The 17,012-nt window shown below is 43.3% G+C and carries 14 protein-coding genes; 10 read left to right on the top strand and 4 right to left on the bottom strand.

The genetic code is table 11. The annotated features are described in order from the left end of the window. Positions 1-65 precede the first annotated feature (65 nt). The 3 genes from AAEY79_RS05410 to AAEY79_RS05400 all read right to left on the bottom strand — a co-directional run bounded on the left by AAEY79_RS05410 (position 66) and on the right by AAEY79_RS05400 (position 2,306). A complete protein-coding gene (locus tag AAEY79_RS05410) occupies positions 66-350 on the bottom strand; it encodes a pyrimidine/purine nucleoside phosphorylase (protein ID WP_025651065.1) in 285 nt (94 codons plus the stop codon). A gap of 42 nt (positions 351-392) precedes the next feature. Continuing rightward, positions 393-1,488 (bottom strand): peptide chain release factor 2 gene (gene prfB, locus AAEY79_RS05405; protein ID WP_101212133.1). Its coding sequence is split into 2 segments (ribosomal slippage): positions 393-1,415 and positions 1,417-1,488, totalling 1,095 coding nucleotides; the frame shifts between segments, so codons are not numbered across the junction. A gap of 116 nt (positions 1,489-1,604) precedes the next feature. Next, entirely contained in the window at positions 1,605-2,306 is a 702-nt protein-coding gene (locus tag AAEY79_RS05400) for an HAD family phosphatase (protein ID WP_025651063.1), read from the bottom strand. A 193-nt stretch (positions 2,307-2,499) separates the two neighbouring features. Between AAEY79_RS05400 and AAEY79_RS05395 the strand changes: the two genes are divergently transcribed. Beyond that, the gene (locus tag AAEY79_RS05395) at positions 2,500-2,949 is read left to right on the top strand and encodes a hypothetical protein (protein ID WP_025651062.1); all 450 of its coding nucleotides are present in this window, start codon (positions 2,500-2,502) and stop codon (positions 2,947-2,949) included. Positions 2,950-3,087: 138 nt separating this feature from the next. On the opposite strand, the gene AAEY79_RS05390 is transcribed toward AAEY79_RS05395, so the two are convergent. Further along, positions 3,088-3,624: a gamma carbonic anhydrase family protein gene (locus tag AAEY79_RS05390; RefSeq protein WP_173239695.1), complete on the bottom strand. Its 537-nt coding sequence runs from the start codon at positions 3,622-3,624 to the stop codon at positions 3,088-3,090. Positions 3,625-4,363: 739 nt separating this feature from the next. Here AAEY79_RS05390 and carA point away from each other — a divergent pair. From carA to AAEY79_RS05345, 9 genes are all read left to right on the top strand, one after another. Beyond that, positions 4,364-5,596 carry a glutamine-hydrolyzing carbamoyl-phosphate synthase small subunit gene (carA, locus tag AAEY79_RS05385; RefSeq protein ID WP_201576811.1) on the top strand — a complete coding sequence of 411 codons (1,233 nt, stop codon included), beginning with the start codon at positions 4,364-4,366 and terminating at the stop codon, positions 5,594-5,596. Positions 5,597-5,599: 3 nt separating this feature from the next. Next, positions 5,600-6,367 (top strand): hypothetical protein, encoded by a 768-nt coding sequence (locus AAEY79_RS05380; RefSeq protein ID WP_201566002.1) that lies wholly within the window; start codon positions 5,600-5,602, stop codon positions 6,365-6,367. Between the two features lie 92 nt (positions 6,368-6,459). Continuing rightward, the gene (gene carB / locus AAEY79_RS05375) at positions 6,460-9,714 is read left to right on the top strand and encodes a carbamoyl-phosphate synthase large subunit (protein ID WP_201566000.1); all 3,255 of its coding nucleotides are present in this window, start codon (positions 6,460-6,462) and stop codon (positions 9,712-9,714) included. A gap of 395 nt (positions 9,715-10,109) precedes the next feature. Continuing rightward, on the top strand, positions 10,110-10,586 hold the full coding sequence (gene greA, locus AAEY79_RS05370; protein ID WP_045445504.1) for a transcription elongation factor GreA: 477 nt from the start codon (positions 10,110-10,112) through the stop codon (positions 10,584-10,586). Between the two features lie 484 nt (positions 10,587-11,070). Next, entirely contained in the window at positions 11,071-12,036 is a 966-nt protein-coding gene (locus AAEY79_RS05365; RefSeq protein ID WP_227687595.1) for a hypothetical protein, read from the top strand. 184 nt (positions 12,037-12,220) lie between these two features. Further along, the gene (locus AAEY79_RS05360; protein ID WP_201576814.1) at positions 12,221-12,835 is read left to right on the top strand and encodes a hypothetical protein; all 615 of its coding nucleotides are present in this window, start codon (positions 12,221-12,223) and stop codon (positions 12,833-12,835) included. Positions 12,836-12,952: 117 nt separating this feature from the next. Continuing rightward, a complete protein-coding gene (locus tag AAEY79_RS05355; protein WP_201565989.1) occupies positions 12,953-14,221 on the top strand; it encodes a putative DNA modification/repair radical SAM protein in 1,269 nt (422 codons plus the stop codon). 79 nt (positions 14,222-14,300) lie between these two features. After that, positions 14,301-15,173: a TIGR03915 family putative DNA repair protein gene (locus tag AAEY79_RS05350; RefSeq protein ID WP_201617219.1), complete on the top strand. Its 873-nt coding sequence runs from the start codon at positions 14,301-14,303 to the stop codon at positions 15,171-15,173. Positions 15,174-15,327: 154 nt separating this feature from the next. Continuing rightward, positions 15,328-16,671, top strand: a complete 1,344-nt coding sequence (locus AAEY79_RS05345) for a glycosyltransferase (RefSeq protein ID WP_101212127.1) — start codon at positions 15,328-15,330, stop codon at positions 16,669-16,671. Positions 16,672-17,012 lie beyond the last annotated feature (341 nt).

Here is a 17,012-nt window from a genome sequence, read left to right as displayed (position 1 = left end):
ACCATAAAAAAACGCCAAGCGTTAAACACTTGGCGTTAATTATTATATTACTACTTTAAAATCGCTTATTTACCATATACACATAAATAAGCAGTTTCCACTTCAACTTTAACATTGAATTTCTGATTGGCTTCAACGGTAAACTGCTCGCCCGCATTAAAGGTTTGCCACTCAGTGCTTTCTGGTAGCTTAACTGTCAATGCACCACTCACCACACTCATGGTTTCAAATTCGCTAGTACCGAATTCATACTCGCCAATTTCCATCACGCCAACGGTAGCGGGCTTGGTCGCGGTTTGAAAAGCAATAGAAGTGACTTTATCATCAAAATAATTATTAACGCTTGGCATAGTTTTCCTTAATAAGGTTTTAGGTAATATTTGAAAGTTTTTTTACAATCCCGCTTTTAGACTTGCTTCGATAAATTGATCAAGGTCGCCATCTAGCACTGCACCGGTGTTAAAGGTTTCAACGCCAGTACGCAAGTCTTTAATACGTGAGTCATCCAGCACATATGAGCGGATTTGACTGCCCCAACCGACGTCAGATTTACCATCTTCAACCGCTTGTTGCGACTCCATGCGTTTTTGCATCTCAAGCTCATAAAGCTTGGCACGTAGCATCTTCATCGCCGTCGCTTTGTTGCCATGTTGGCTACGCTCATTCTGACAAGTCACCACCACACCACTCGGCTCATGAGTAATACGCACCGCAGAGTCAGTGGTGTTCACGTGCTGACCACCCGCGCCTGATGAACGGTAAGTATCGATACGCAAATCAGCTGGGTTGATATCAATCTCAACGTTATCATCAATTTCAGGCGAGACAAAAACAGCGGCAAATGAGGTATGGCGACCGTTGTTACTATCAAATGGTGATTTACGCACTAAGCGATGCACGCCAATTTCGGTACGTAACCAACCAAAGGCATAATCACCCTTAATCTCAATCGTGGCTGATTTAATCCCAGCAACGCTACCAGAAGATACTTCAATCACGTCAACTTTAAAGCCATGCGCCTCTGCCCAGCGCGTATACATGCGCAGTAGCATCTCGGCCCAATCTTGCGCTTCTGTGCCGCCACTGCCTGACTGGATATCCAAGTAGCAATTATTAGGATCCATCTCGCCACTAAACATGCGACGGAACTCTAAGTCCGCAACGCGCTTCTCCGCATCGTCAAGCTCGGCTTGTACATCAGCAAGTAACGACTCGTCTTCTGCTTCTACCGCCAGCTCCAGCATGGCAGATGCATCTTCTAAGGTGGTCTCAAGCGAGACCACGACATCGATGACGCCATCAAGCTGGCTTTTCTCTTTATTAATCTTGGTTGCACGCTCTGGATCATTCCATAGCTCGGGGTTTTCTAATTCTAAATTGACTTCTTCTAAGCGTTCTTGCTTACCATCGAAGTCAAAGATACCTCCGCAAGTCCTGTCCACGCTCAGATAGATCTTTGATTTGTTCTTGATACGGATTGATTTCCATAAGTATTCCTGTGTTTTTAAATAAATATCTCACTGATATGGCGCTATTTTAAATGAGATTGACGATAAATAGTTGACTAATTATCAATGCCTTTATATTAAATAATCATAGACCAGCTAAATTGACCAATCCTCTACTGCCCAGCGATGGGCTAACGCATGCGCATGCAACGCGTCATCAGGGGACACGCAAATAGCCACATCCGCCCATTCAAGCAAAGGAATATCATTTTTGGAATCTGAATAGGCATAGGTTTTATCAAATTTTATGCCAGCCAGTTGCTTTTTATTCAGCCACTTATCGAGATGGTATATCTTGCCTGCCTGAAAGTTTGGTTTGTCCATCAGCTTACCAGTATAGCGCTGATCTTTGATTTCCAAAGGCGTAGCCAAGACATTGGCATCTTCAATACCAAAACGTTTAGCGATAGCCGACACTACAAAGTCATTGGTCGCCGAAATAATCACCACATCATGACCTTTTTCGACATGATGACAGAGCGCCTCCATCGCTTTTGGACGAATATGAGGCTCGATTTCAGTCTTAATATAATCTTCTCGCAACTCATGCAGTCTATCCATCGGCAAACTGCTCAAAAACTGGGCGACGAATTCATTATATTCGGTCGCATCAAGCGTGCCTTCGATGTACTGTTCGTAAAATGCTTGATTGGCTGTACGATATTCAGCTTCATCAACGAGGTTATGCTTGACGATATATTCGCCCCATAGGTAGTCGCTATCGACATCGAGCAAGGTATGATCTAGATCGAATAACGCCAATTCTTTTCCATCAGTGTGTGCTTGAGTTGCCTGCATAATTGGAGCCTTATGATTTTTTAAGGGAATGATTTTTTGAATGAAAAATATTTTAGAGAAAATATTGGATATAAAATGTGCTGATAATTCTCTATAAGCCTACTGTTCACCGAACAAAATTATGCTAACTTGTTTACTTTAAAATCTCATTAGCTTATCTTTAGCTTGCTTGATAATAACAATAGAGAACCTTATGAAAGCGCCTGATGATAAAACTGCTTTGTTTAATCGACCGCGACGCCCTGCCCGCTCCATCAGAGAAATTAGGCGACGGCAGTTAGGCAAAAGCTATCAATCGCCTTTAGAGCGTCTGCTTTATGCGCTGTTAAATGGCTTGATGTATGGCTTTGGCGGCTTACTTATCGACCTTGCGATTGTTGTCATTCGCTCACTTGCTGGCATGGGCAATGGCGAGATATTCTGGTTATTTACGCCGTTTATGTTGGTTTTGGGTGCTTTAATAGGCTTTATCGTTGGCAAAAGCGCCGGTGCCGAGAGCGTCAATGCTTTGCATAATGATGAAACTGGCAACAACAATGCTTATCTTAACGACTACTCGATACGCCATGACGTTTTTCGTGGAATAATCATCGGTATTATCATTTTTGCCGTTATTTGGCTTATCATGATGCTAATGGCATAAATAACATAAAAGCTTCTGCCCCAAAATTATTTGCTCAAAAAACGTTTCAATAAAGGATGAGAAATCAATAACGCTCAATCTGCTTATCACTTATAAAACGATTATCTAAAGATAAATCAATGCTCACTTTTATATTGATTAATCAGGCATGGCTATTTCTTTTAAGCCAGTCTTAAATGTCTGACAACGATCGCTATAATGCAGCGCAGACCACTTCATCATGGCAGCTTGCTCATCGGTCAAGGTTTTGACTACTTTTGCAGGTGCGCCCATTACCAGAGAATTATCTGGAATCTCTTTGCCTTCAGTGACCAACGCTTTGGCACCAATGATACAATTTTTACCAATTTTGGCATTATTTAAAATAACTGCACCGATGCCAATGAGACTATTATCACCGACTTCGCAGCCATGCAGCATCGCTAAATGACCAATGGTGACATGATCGCCGATCTTTACTTCGATGCCTGCATCGGTATGAATGACGCTGTTTTCTTGCACATTACTATAATCACCGATATGAATGCGCTCATTGTCCCCGCGAATCACCGCCCCAAACCAAACACTGGCTTGATGACCCAAATATACATCGCCGATGACACGTGCGGTATCTGCCACCCAACCGTTAAATGGAACGGCAAACTCAGGCACTTTGTCTAAATATTGGTAAATCATAACGGGTCCTTGTTACATTGGGTATTTTAATAATTATATTCGGTTCAAAGCTATATTTATAACAGCGCCGTCCATTGTGGCAAAGCTACCTGTGAAAATCTAGCTCTTTTAGTATTAGATTTATGGTTATATCAGTCACGAAAATTCATTTTTATAACTTAGGCTATTTTATATATAGTTAGAATATCCTAGAAACGCGACGGTATTGCTGATATCGATTTTTTGTAGCCTCTGTCTGCGTAGGCACAGCAAGCAAGAAAAATGGATATCAGCAGTGCATGATTTATCGATATTACTTAGGCCATTTTATATGGCTCTTATTTTAGGCAATCATGTTCTTTAAAGACGACCATACATATGCATGTCACGCAAATTTTAAACAAAGCCCAAGTATACAGATATCGGCTTTTAGCTAAGTTAATATCGGCTATTTACTACGATCAGCAAAGCCACAGTCATCAACCTTGAGAATCGGCTGGCTATCTTAGCGGATATTGTATATAATGCGCAAAATCTGTGCCTAAGCGAGCGGACATGATGCAAGTTACCTATTCACTACCTAGTGAGTTTTGTAGTTTCCATCGATAATGTCTTCTCGCTTTTTTGTGGAAAAATTTTGGCTTTAGTCCTTTTTTATTCTGGTTTTAACAGCAGCTATAACCCTATAAATAGTGATTATAAGTCAATATTTTCACCCACAAATCATGATGGCACTCACCAATAACAGCGGAGGCAACCCTTGAATTCATCGGCAGAAATACAAGCAATTTTGGCACTAGCAGACGGTACGATCTTTCGCGGTGTGAGTATCGGCAGTCTTGGTCATCGTGTCGGTGAAGTGGTCTTTAATACAGCCATGACAGGGTATCAAGAAATCCTGACCGACCCAAGCTACGCGCGCCAGCTCGTCACCCTCACCTATCCGCACATTGGTAATACTGGTACCAATGCTGAAGATACGGAGTCTGGTAATGGACACCAAGTATGGGCAGAAGGCCTGATCATTCGTGATGCAACGCTGGTTACCTCAAATTTCCGTAACTCTGAATCGTTGAGTGATTATCTACAGAGCCATGATACGGTCGCTATTGCTGATATAGATACCCGTCAGTTGACCCGCCTACTACGTGATAAAGGCGCTCAAAACGGTTGTATCATGACCGCATCTAACGGCGACACGATTAGCAGCGAAGACGAACAGCAAGCCATCAAACTGGCGCAAGAGTTCGCTGGTCTTGAAGGTATGGATTTAGCAAAAGAATGCTGTACGCCGACGACGTTTGAGTGGACCGCTGGTAGCTGGGATTTATCAGATACCTTGCTTAATCGTGATGTAGCTGGTAGCCATGATAGCGGTACGGGCGGCTTCTTTAAGAATTTGGGCACGCACGTTGAAGCAAAATATAATGTTATCGCTTATGACTTTGGTACCAAAACCAATATCTTACGTATGCTAGTCGACCGTGGTTGTCACGTCACCGTTGTACCAGCACAAACGCCTATCGCTGACGTGCTAGCGATGAATCCAGATGGCATTTTCTTATCAAACGGTCCTGGTGACCCTGCTGCTTGTGATTATGCCATCGATGCGGTACGTCACATCATTGAAGAAACGGAAATTCCAACTTTTGGTATCTGCTTAGGTCATCAGCTGATTGGTCTAGCCAGCGGTGCAAATACTATTAAAATGAAAACCGGTCATCACGGTGCCAACCATCCAGTACAAGACTTGGCTACTGGTACGGTGATGATTACCAGTCAAAACCACGGTTTTGCGGTTGACGAAGACACCTTGCCTGCCAATGTTAAATCGACTCATCGCTCATTATTCGATGGTACTAACCAAGGGATTGAGCTGACTAATAAGCCGGTCTTTAGCTTCCAAGGTCACCCAGAAGCCAGCCCTGGCCCGCATGATGCTGCGCCATTGTTTGATAAGTTTGCAGAGATGATGGAAAAGGCTAAGGCATAATCAATGTTGAAATTAGTTTTAGCAACTTTGTTCTTGATATCTTTTTCAGTAGCTAATGCCGATGATAGAAGAAATTTATTGCCTGAAGATACAAAAGAGCAGGTTGCTAAACTAGTTGCTAATAATTCAATTGATACGCCTATTACTTTAGGGGTTTTAGTCGCTAATAATCCAAAATTTTATAACAAAAGAGAAGACGCTGAAAAAATTTCTAATGCTATTTTAGGTTTATACGATTACAGCGGTTATCTTAAGCAATTTCGAACTAATATGAACGACCATGATCCTATAGAAAAGGTGACTGCCCCGCATCAAAAGGCATATTTAACATGTCTACAAAATAATTGGACTCCAGAAAAATATGCAGAGCATCTGCTAACTTATAGCTTAATATATGTAAATTCCATTAATGATAAAGAGTTAAACGAAAAACTGTTGCTATTAAATAATCAGCTAATAAAGGATTACTATAGTCTTTTAGCTCAGACTTGGGAACATTCATTAAAAGCAATAGAAGATAATGACTCATCTCTAAAAGCCTTGCTAACAAAGGATGAGCAACAACTCGACAAGATGTTGAAAAACCCTCGACTTTTGGAACTTCTACAAAATATTCATGAGTCTCCAGGTTTAACATTTTTAACAAATTATCCTATGCTGACCACTTTCGAATTTGATAATGGTATTTTAGCAAGATTTATAAATGGGACTGCAACCATATGTACTGCTGATTTTAATAAAGAGTTCTATAAAATGTTTGATAGAAAATGATTTTTTTATAGAATTCAACTCAACTATCTAATCTATACGAATTTTAAATATTTAACAAATCCCAAACCGCCAAAATAGGACTTAAAAACATTATGCCAAAACGTACCGACATAAAAAGCATTCTTATCATTGGCGCAGGCCCCATCGTTATCGGCCAAGCGTGTGAGTTTGACTACTCAGGCGCACAGGCGTGTAAAGCACTAAAAGAAGAAGGTTACCGCGTTATCTTGGTCAACTCAAACCCTGCGACCATCATGACCGACCCTGTCATGGCGGATGCCACCTATATCGAGCCGATCACATGGCAGACGGTTGAGCAAATCATTGCCAAAGAGCGTCCTGATGCGATCTTGCCAACCATGGGCGGACAGACCGCGCTCAACTGTGCGCTAGATCTAGACAAACATGGCATACTGACTAAGTACGACTGCGAGCTAATTGGCGCGACCAAAGACTCAATCGAGATGGCAGAAGATCGCGACTTGTTTGACAAGGCAATGAAACGTATCGGTCTTGAGTGCCCACGCGCTGAAACCGCTGAAACGATGGAAGAAGCTTTTGCGACCCAAGAAAAGATGGGCTATCCCTGTATCATTCGTCCCTCATTCACCATGGGCGGCTCGGGCGGCGGTATCGCGTACAACCGTGACGAATTCATCGAAATCTGCGAGCGCGGTTTTGATTTGTCTCCAAACCATCAGCTACTCATCGATGAGTCACTCATCGGTTGGAAAGAGTACGAGATGGAAGTCGTCCGTGACAAAAACGACAACTGCATCATCATTTGTGCCATTGAAAACTTTGACCCAATGGGCGTACATACAGGTGACTCAATCACCGTAGCCCCTGCGCAGACGTTGACCGATAAAGAATACCAAATCATGCGTAACGCCTCGCTCGCGGTACTGCGTGAGATCGGTGTAGAAACAGGCGGCTCAAACGTACAGTTCGGTATCAACCCTGATACGGGCCGCATGGTGGTCATCGAGATGAACCCACGCGTATCGCGCTCGTCTGCCCTCGCCTCAAAAGCGACTGGCTTCCCAATTGCCAAAATCGCAGCAAAGCTAGCGATTGGTTACACATTGGATGAATTGCAAAATGACATCACGGGTGGCAAAACGCCAGCCAGCTTTGAGCCTGCGCTTGATTATGTCGTTACCAAGATACCTCGTTTTAACTTTGAAAAATTCCCACAAGCGGACAACATCCTATCGACTCAGATGAAATCGGTCGGTGAAGTGATGGCGATTGGTCGTAACTTCCAAGAGTCAATGCAAAAAGCACTACGCGGTATGGAAACAGGCGCAGATGGTTTTGATGAGCAAGTTGATTTATCCAAAGTCAGTGCTGAGAAGGCTCGTAGCGAAATTATCAATCGCTTAACGATTCCAACCCCTGATCGTATCTACTATATCGCTGATGCTTTCCGCGTTGGTATGAGCGTCGATGAGGTGTTCAACTTCACCAAGATTGATCCATGGTTCTTGGTACAGATCGAAGACATCGTGAAAACCGAAGCAACCGTAAAATCACTCGGCTTTGGCGGTTTAACCGAGAAAAACTTGCGCAGCTTTAAGCGTAAAGGCTTGTCAGATTTACGTTTGGCTAAATTGCTAGGCGTGTCACAGAAGCAACTACGTAAGAAACGCTGGGATATGAACGTCTATCCAGTTTATAAGCGTGTTGACACTTGTGCTGCAGAGTTTGCGACCAGCACCGCTTATATGTACTCAACCTACGATAGCGAATGTGAAGCCAACCCAACTGACAAGAAAAAAATCATGGTCATCGGTGGCGGCCCTAACCGTATCGGTCAAGGTATCGAGTTTGATTACTGCTGTGTACATGCAGCGCTTGCCATGCGTGAAGACGGCTATGAGACTATCATGGTCAACTGTAACCCAGAAACGGTTTCAACTGACTATGACACTTCTGACCGTCTATACTTTGAGCCAATCACATTAGAAGACGTGCTAGAAATCGTCCGTATCGAAAACCCAGACGGTGTGATTGTCCAGTTCGGTGGTCAAACGCCATTGAAGCTTGCCCGCGCGTTAGAATCAGCGGGCGTAAAAATCATCGGTACCAGCCCTGATGCGATCGACCGCGCTGAAGACCGTGAACGTTTCCAGCATATGATTCAACAGCTAAACCTAGTACAGCCATCGAACGCCTTAGCAACGAGCTTGGAAGATGGTTTGGTCAAAGCAAAAGACGTGGGTTATCCATTGGTTGTACGCCCGTCGTATGTCCTTGGTGGCCGCGCGATGGAAATCGTCTACAACGAAGACGAGCTAAGACATTACCTGCGTACTGCGGTACAAGCCTCGAACGAAGCGCCTGTCCTACTCGATCGCTTCTTAGATGACGCCATCGAAGTCGATGTCGACTGTGTATGTGACGGTACTGATGTCGTCATCGGCGGTATCATGCAGCATATCGAACAGGCGGGTGTCCACTCAGGCGACTCAGCCTGTTCATTGCCGCCATACTCACTGTCTAAAGAGCTATGTGATGTCATGCGCGCGCAAACAGTCGCGATGGCAAAAGAGCTTGGCGTGGTTGGCCTCATGAACGTTCAGTTCGCGGTCAAAGGTGAAACGGTTTATATCTTAGAAGTGAACCCTCGTGCTGCCCGTACTGTCCCGTTTGTCTCTAAGTGTATTGGTACATCATTAGCACAAATCGCCGCTCGTTGTATGGCTGGCACGTCATTGAAAGACCAAGGCTTTACCACTGAAATCGTTCCTGCATTTTTTGCCGTAAAAGAAGCGGTATTCCCATTTGCTAAATTCCCTGGTGTCGACCCTATCTTGAGCCCTGAGATGAAATCAACGGGTGAAGTCATGGGTGTGGGTAAAACCTTTGGCGAAGCATTCTATAAAGCCGTCATCGGTAGTAATGAGCGCCTGCCCGGTCTACCTGTTGAGGGCGAAAGCAAAACGGTCTTTATCTCGGTACGTGATAGTGATAAAACACAAATCGCCCCTATCGCCCGTCAGCTAGCGGACTTTGGCTTTAACATCGTCGCTACTACTGGTACGCAAGAAGTCTTGGCTCAGAATGGTATCGAATGTAAGCAAATCAACAAAGTCACCGAAGGTCGCCCGCATATCGTTGACGCCTTGAAAAACGGTAAGATTGACCTTATCATCAATACGACTGAAGGCAAACAAGCTCAAGAGGATTCGTTCTCTATTCGCCGTAGTGCACTACAAGGCAAAGTCTTCTATGTCACGACGTTAGGCGCGGCAGATGCGGTTTGTAAATCTTATGGCATTGACCTACCGTTTGAGGTCTATAAGCTACAAGATTTGCACGAACAAGCAAAGACTATTGCTTAGCTCTATTGACTTAGCAGCATAATTTCAGTAGATTAAGCATAATGGCAACGCTCGTTTAACAGCGGATGCAAAACTTGTTATCGATTTTTATATAACAATAGGGCTTTAAAAAAACGTACGGCTTAAAAAAGCAGTACTTTAAAAAAATAAAGTTTTAAAAAGATAGACCTAAAAAGCATAGTGGCTAAACTGCGACTATGCTTTTTATTACGTAAAGTTAAAGTGCCTTGCTTGTCAGTGTATCCACGCTCACAGATAAGCGCATGTTTAGTTGTTACGCAGTCTAAACCTCATTCTTTTTATATCTTCACATACTCATTGCAACAACACTGACACCATCTCACTATTCACTAAGAGTAGGAGATGGTGTGGTGTTATTGGTTTAAGGAAAAAACATGCAACGTTATCCCATGACTCCTCAAGGACATGCGGCTCTAGAAGCCGAATTAAAACAGTTAAAAAGTATCGACCGTCCACGCATCACTGCTTCTATCGCTGAAGCCCGTGAACACGGCGATTTGAAAGAAAATGCTGAATATCATGCTGCTCGTGAGCAGCAAGGTTTTTGTGAAGCGCGTATCCGTGATATCGAAGCCAAACTTGGCGGCGCGCAAGTGATTGATCCTGCAACATTACCAAAAGATGGTCGTGTGATATTCGGCGTGAGCGTCGTTATCGAAAACATGGACACCGGAGAAGAAAAACAATACAAAATCGTTGGTGATGATGAAGCGGACTTTAAAGCGGGTAAAATCTCAGTCAATTCACCGATCGCACGTGGTTTGATTGGTAAGTCTGAAGGCGATGAAGCACGTATTGAAACGCCAAAAGGCGTGGTCGAATACGAAATCATGAAAGTGATTTACGATTAATTTTCCTGATTTGAGAAATATCTGGATAGAAAGCCTTTGATAGCAATTCTTTGATAAAGAAAAAGCTTTTGATAACAGAAGTATCTTAACGCGAATCAGCTGGCAATTCGCCTAGCAAATGAGCGTAGAAAGTAGTACACAACCTCATTATGAATAGAGCAGAAGTTACACAACGCTGCTTTTTTAGTCTGTTTGTTTTAGCGCATAATTGCTCGAGTATAGATGCTGAGCCTTGTGACTATTACAAGTGTCTCATTATAAGTATTAGACATAAGTGCTTAGCAACTGACTAAAATAATGATGGAGAGATAGCGAACGTTGGCTATCATTAGTATCTTTACCCTCGTTATTTGACATGGTTTACATGCTCATTTGACGGGGGTTTTTCTTTTCTAGGTGTTGTTTTCTAAGCGTTATTTTTTACGCTTTGCTTTCTGCTACTACATTAGCGGCTTTATTTACTGTTATTTTAAAGGAATCTATTATGACCATACACATCGATATGCCAGCGTTACTGACTATAAATAAGAAGGCGTTTACCCAGCACAGCCTCGTCAAAAAAAGCGTGATAAGCACTGCTATTCCAACAATTTTAGCAGGCGCTTTATTGACGGTATCTACCGCACATGCTGCGCCTGAGATCGCCATCACTTCGTCTGCTGGTAGTAGCACTACCGTCGTTGAGCAGTATTCTGACGGTAAAACCGCGACCATTACAGCGACACCACACGGCATCACCATGCAAGACGGCATGCCTTATGCTGTGACTCAAGTAACTAACGTTCCTCGCTATACGGTTCGCCAAGTCGCCAGTGGTGCGAGCAATACGGTCGTCACCCAAGGCAGCACCACGGTTACGAGCGTACCTGTGACCAACCAAGTCACCAATCAAACAAGCAACGTTGATGTCATAGCCGTGCCGACGACTAGCGTGACACAAGTATTGCCTGTGACGACGGCTACCCAATTGCCAGTCATCAATACGCCAACGACAACCATAGTGACGAACCAACCTGCAACGACGCAAATAGTATCTACGTCTTTAGATGCTCTGCAACTGACCCCGACCTTTAGCACGCCTGACGTGGTGAATGCACAAACCAAAGTGATGAAAATATTAAAAAATAAAGATGGTCGCGAAGTGGCTGTACCTGCGAACCATATCGCACCTGGCGACATCATCGAATACCACACCACTTATACCAATACCACGGCACAACCCGTCACTGACATCAATGCCATGGTGTCACTGCCAAATGGCGTGCAATTGGTATCATTGAATAGCCCACTACCAACGCTTGCGACAACAGGCGGCGACAGTTATCAGACTATCCAACAAGTTGGCAATACTGTAGTTATCACAGAAAATTACTCTGGACTCAAATGGAACTTGGTAGATCTTCCTGCTAACGTACCGCAAACGGTTGTTATACGTGCGAAGGTTCAGTAAAAATTAGATTTGAAAGTTTAGATTTGAAAGTATTGTTATTTAATAAATCTTAAAATTAATAAAAGGTCTTGCCGGCTAATTTCCTAGTCAGCAAGACCTTTTTGATGAGCGTACCTTATTCCTTAACAACCAACCTTTTGCTATAGTGCTATTAATTCAAAACAAATATCCGGTCATTACTTCCATGTATAAATTTACTCCTCTCTATTCATTGGCTTTTATCATTTACAGCTGTATTTTGAGTTCTATATCTTGGGCTGAAGCTGCCGAACCAAAATTTGACGATAGCTTTTATATGTCGAAAATTTGTACTGCCTATATGAGTAAAGACGGTCATGAGTATTGCGATGATGGTTACATCCTTAAAAGCGAAACCTTGAAAGACGGTCAAGTAAAAGAAACTAAACTTATGGATGGAATAGGTCATTACGGCTGGAACCATACTTCGCTCAAAAAAATCGATAAAGATACTTATCATGTTTACGTTGGCTGTGGCAATCCGTGCGGTGCTAATATGCTATTTGGTCGTGGCGGCAAGGAGCAATACTTTGGCCGTTATTTCACCTTTGACCTAAACAGTCCGTGTAGCGTTGGATATAATAGTGATAAACAATTATGGACGGCTAGCCGATTTTTTTCAGATAAAGAAATCGATTTTCCTTCGACCTATGACCCTGACGCTTTTGCAGCTTACCCCAAGTACAACGTCGAGTTTGACAAAAAAGGACGTCTTATTATCAAAGAATACTTCTCAGAAGAAGTGGTTCAAACGTTGCCTAACCCCTGTTTCTCTAATTAAAAAACTCATAAATAGCACGACAACAGTTGTCGTATGAAATCGATATTTCCCTAATAATTACAGTGACTTACAAGACAATTTGCTAAAATAATAGCCAATAAATGAATTGGTAATCTTATGGCCACCATCAATTATGAACGACTACAAGGCAAGCTCAATATTTTAGCGGACGCGGCTAAGTATGATGTTTCTTGCTCATCTTCCGCTGGTACGCGCAAAAACCAAGGCGGTGGCCTCGGTGATGCCTCAGCAACGGGTATTTGCCACAGCTATACCGAAGATGGTCGCTGCGTTAGTTTACTCAAAATTCTGCTGACCAATCATTGTATTTACGACTGTGCTTATTGCACCTCGCGCAAAAGCAATGACACCCCACGCGCGGCCTTTAGTGTTGAGGAAGTAGTCGATCTAACCATGCAATTCTATCGTCGTAATTATATCGAAGGACTGTTTCTCAGCTCAGGTATTTTCAAAAGTGGTGACTATACGATGGAGCGCTTGGTCGAGGTCGCCAAGATATTGCGTACCCGTGAGCGCTTTAATGGCTATATCCATCTGAAGACTATTCCGGGCGCATCAAAAGAGCTTTTGTTAGAAGCAGGGCTTTATGCTGATCGTTTGAGCGTCAATATCGAGATTCCAACGATATCTGGCTTGGCTTTACTCGCACCAGAGAAATCGCATGATGAATTAAAAGCACCAATGGAAACCGTTAAAACTGAAATTATTACGATAAAAGAGAGCCGTAAAACCCATAAAAAAGCACCGAAATTTGTGCCAGCAGGTCAAACCAGTCAAATGATCGTTGGTGCCAGTAATGAGACCGATTTGCAAGTAATTCAGCTATCGAGTCATTTTTATAAACAGTATGATTTAAAACGCGTTTACTACTCTGGCTATGTACCGATGTTGTCCGACAGCCGCTTGCCAGCGATTGGAACGCCCGTGCCGATGATACGTGAAAACCGCCTTTATCAAGCGGATTGGCTGATGCGTTTCTATGGTTTTGGTGCGCATGAGATCGTAGAGCCAGACTCGCCATTTCTAGACTTGGACTGTGACCCAAAATTGGCTTGGGCAATCCGCCATCGTGAGCATTTTCCGGTCAATATTCAGACAGCGAGCTATGAGATGATTGTACGCATCCCAGGTATTGGTACCAAAACGGCCAAAAAGATAATGAAAGCGCGCAAGTTTAATCAGTTAACGCTTTATCATCTAAAAAAGATGGGCGCAGCGGTTAACCGTGCCAAATACTTTATTGCAACAACGGGTAAGAATGAACATTTAGCGCATTTAACCCGTGATAACTTCCGCCAATATGTACTGGCGCAAACGCAGACCAAGTATAAAGATCAACGTAGTGGTCAATTGGCGCTATTTTAAAAACCATTTAGAACGAGTATTTAGAAAAACTGTCTTTAAAATCAGCCATAACATTTTTAGAGTTATCTTAGGATAGACAATGTCGATACTTGCTCAACACATAACGTATTCTGTCGGTCACTTAATGCCCAGTATTGTGCTTTATGAGCCAAGTTTTGAAGGTTGGCTGAGTGCCGTTTTTTATGTCTATGCTAATAAGTTACAGGACGATGCATCCTTACGGATAATTGCTGAGGATTGTTATGTACCGTCATTAATCTCACAAGCGACAAGTGTTGCCACTGATGAAGACAAAGCCGAACGGGTACTAACCAAGCTGCATAAGCTTTTGGGACGCTCGGGCATACGTAACTTGCTTTGGGGGTTTTTATCTGAAAAAGACAACATCGGCACCACTTTATTTCAAGTGGTGAAGTATGCCATTGACTACCCTAGCCGTCATATTATGCAGGATTTAGGTAATTTAGATGTGCTTGAACTGGTACAGACGGTCAAGTCTGTCGGTCGTGAGAAGCATCGCATGGAAGCCTTTGTGCGCTTTGAACATACCACTGATGATATCTACTTTGCCCGCGTTGAGCCTGACTTTAATGTTTTGCCATTGATTGGTGAGCATTTTCGTCAGCGCTACCAAGACCAACACTGGGCGATTTATGATTTGACTCGTAATTATGGTATTTATTATGACAAAAGCCAAAGCACGCCCAAACGCCCCGCTGCCCTGCAAACGATTACTGACCTTGATGATGCAGTACTGCGTAATCCTGCCAGCATTCATAGTCCTGATGAGCAGCGCTATCAAAGATTTTGGCAGGGTTACTTTACCAACGTCAATATCAAAGAGCGTAAAAACCCGCGTTTGCATAAGCAATATTTGCCGCAGCGCTATTGGAAATACCTAAGCGAAAAACAAGTACTGCCCAATGCTAAGCATCTGCAAAAACGTCGCTAAGGTAGTCATACGTTTTTGACCCAATAAGAGTGTCTATTACTTATTTGCTAAACGACTCAAAAACCAAACGCCTCTTTTACGCTTCATGGTTGAGTTTTTTGCGCTTTTAACTGACAATAGCAGTTTAATATTTTAACCGGTGACCCACGCTATTATGAAAGTTATGCGCTTACTGTCGTCTTTAAAGCATGATGAATCCGAGCGCGGTATTTTTCATCTTGGGCGCGCACTGGTCAAAAATGGCCATACCTCTATCATTGTCTCTAGCGCGGACTATGACAATGATTTGGTAAAACGCTTAGAGCGTGACGGCAACCTCTATCATCAGCTGTATATGAATAAAAAGTCTTGGCTATCCCTGCTCCAAGTCAGCGCCTTACGACGCCTCATCGAGAAGTATAATCCTGACGTCATTCATGTGCACTCGCGTACGCCTGCGTGGATATTACATTTGGCACTACGCCGCGCGCGCGTTAAACGTCCGCCAAAGCTAGTGTCGACCATGTATGGCTTTTATCCCATCAATAAATACTCACAGGCGTTGCTCGATGTCGATACCATTATTACGGTGTCCGATAGTGTCACCAACTATCTAAAAAAAGGACTGCGCCGCGAAGACGTCGATCCCAAAGTCATTAAGCGTATCTACCGCGGTATCGATACCCGTCGCTATCCTTATCGCCACAATCCGTCTGTCTATTGGCTGCGGCATACCTTTGCCGAATATCCTGAGCTTGAGCATAAAAAGTGGCTGGTGTTTCCGACCGTAATCGGTAACGAATACGGGCAAGAATGGCTCATCGATATATTGGGCAATCTGCAAGAACAATTTCCTAATATCCACGCCATTATTATGGACGATGACTTTAGAGATGGTGATGTCGCCCACGAAGACTTTCGTCAGCGCACCAATACCTTGGGACTTGCTGAGCGCATCACTTACGTCGGCAGCAAACGCAATGATATGCGTGAATGGTTGTCAGCGGCCAATATTGTTATGGCGCTTGCCAATGAGCCCGAATCAATTGGTATCAATGCGCTGCAAGCCATTCATTTAGGGACGCCTGTGATTGGCTGGGATCAGGCAGCATTTAGTGAAATTCTACAGCCGCTCTACCCGCAAGGCTTGGTAAAAAAATACAATGCCAATGCCTTGTGTAAAGCGGTTAGGAACCAGCTAGAAAGCGTAACGCGTCCAGAGATGACCAATCAATTTACCATGCGCGAGATGATCGAAGAAACGCTTGCCGTCTATCAAGGCTTATATGATGAATCGCTAGTAGAAGAGCAAGCGGCAGCTGATGCGGCAGCGGTACGAAGAATTAAAAAGAGCCTAAAGAAGTCTGCTAAGCTTACCCTTGCACCCACGCACAAAAATACTGGGTCGATTTATATCAAGCCTGAGCGTATTAATACTAATGGCAAGGCAAAGCTACTCAAAAAAGAGGATAAAACGGGTCATATAGCAAAGTCTACTGAGGAAGATCTCAAGCTCTAAATAAACCTCCAAATTCACTGTACAAAACCTCATCGAATGACGTCAACAGCCTTCTGTTTATCCTTTATTATCGTCAAATATAGAAACCTCTCCTGATACGCAGTGGTATTTCATTACCTAAACTCGACATATTTTGTCCCCCTTCTATAGCAAATCCTTAACCTGTCATTATTCCTTCATTATTTGCCAATACAATGATATTTCTGGTATTTTAATGACTATATACCTTGAAAAACCCTTTGCGTGTCATCAGGTAGTGGGAGTAAGAAAGACATGGTTCTAGGCGGCGGCCACATTACTATTATTACTCAACCTCAGCCGTCAAGTAATAACACTACAAT

This window comes from Psychrobacter sp. GW64-MNA-CIBAN-0177 (assembly GCF_040309585.1).
Classification (GTDB): Bacteria; Pseudomonadota; Gammaproteobacteria; order Pseudomonadales; family Moraxellaceae; genus Psychrobacter; species Psychrobacter okhotskensis.
Note: the sequence above shows the minus strand (reverse complement) of the source record. Positions and strands in the feature narration are given on the sequence as shown.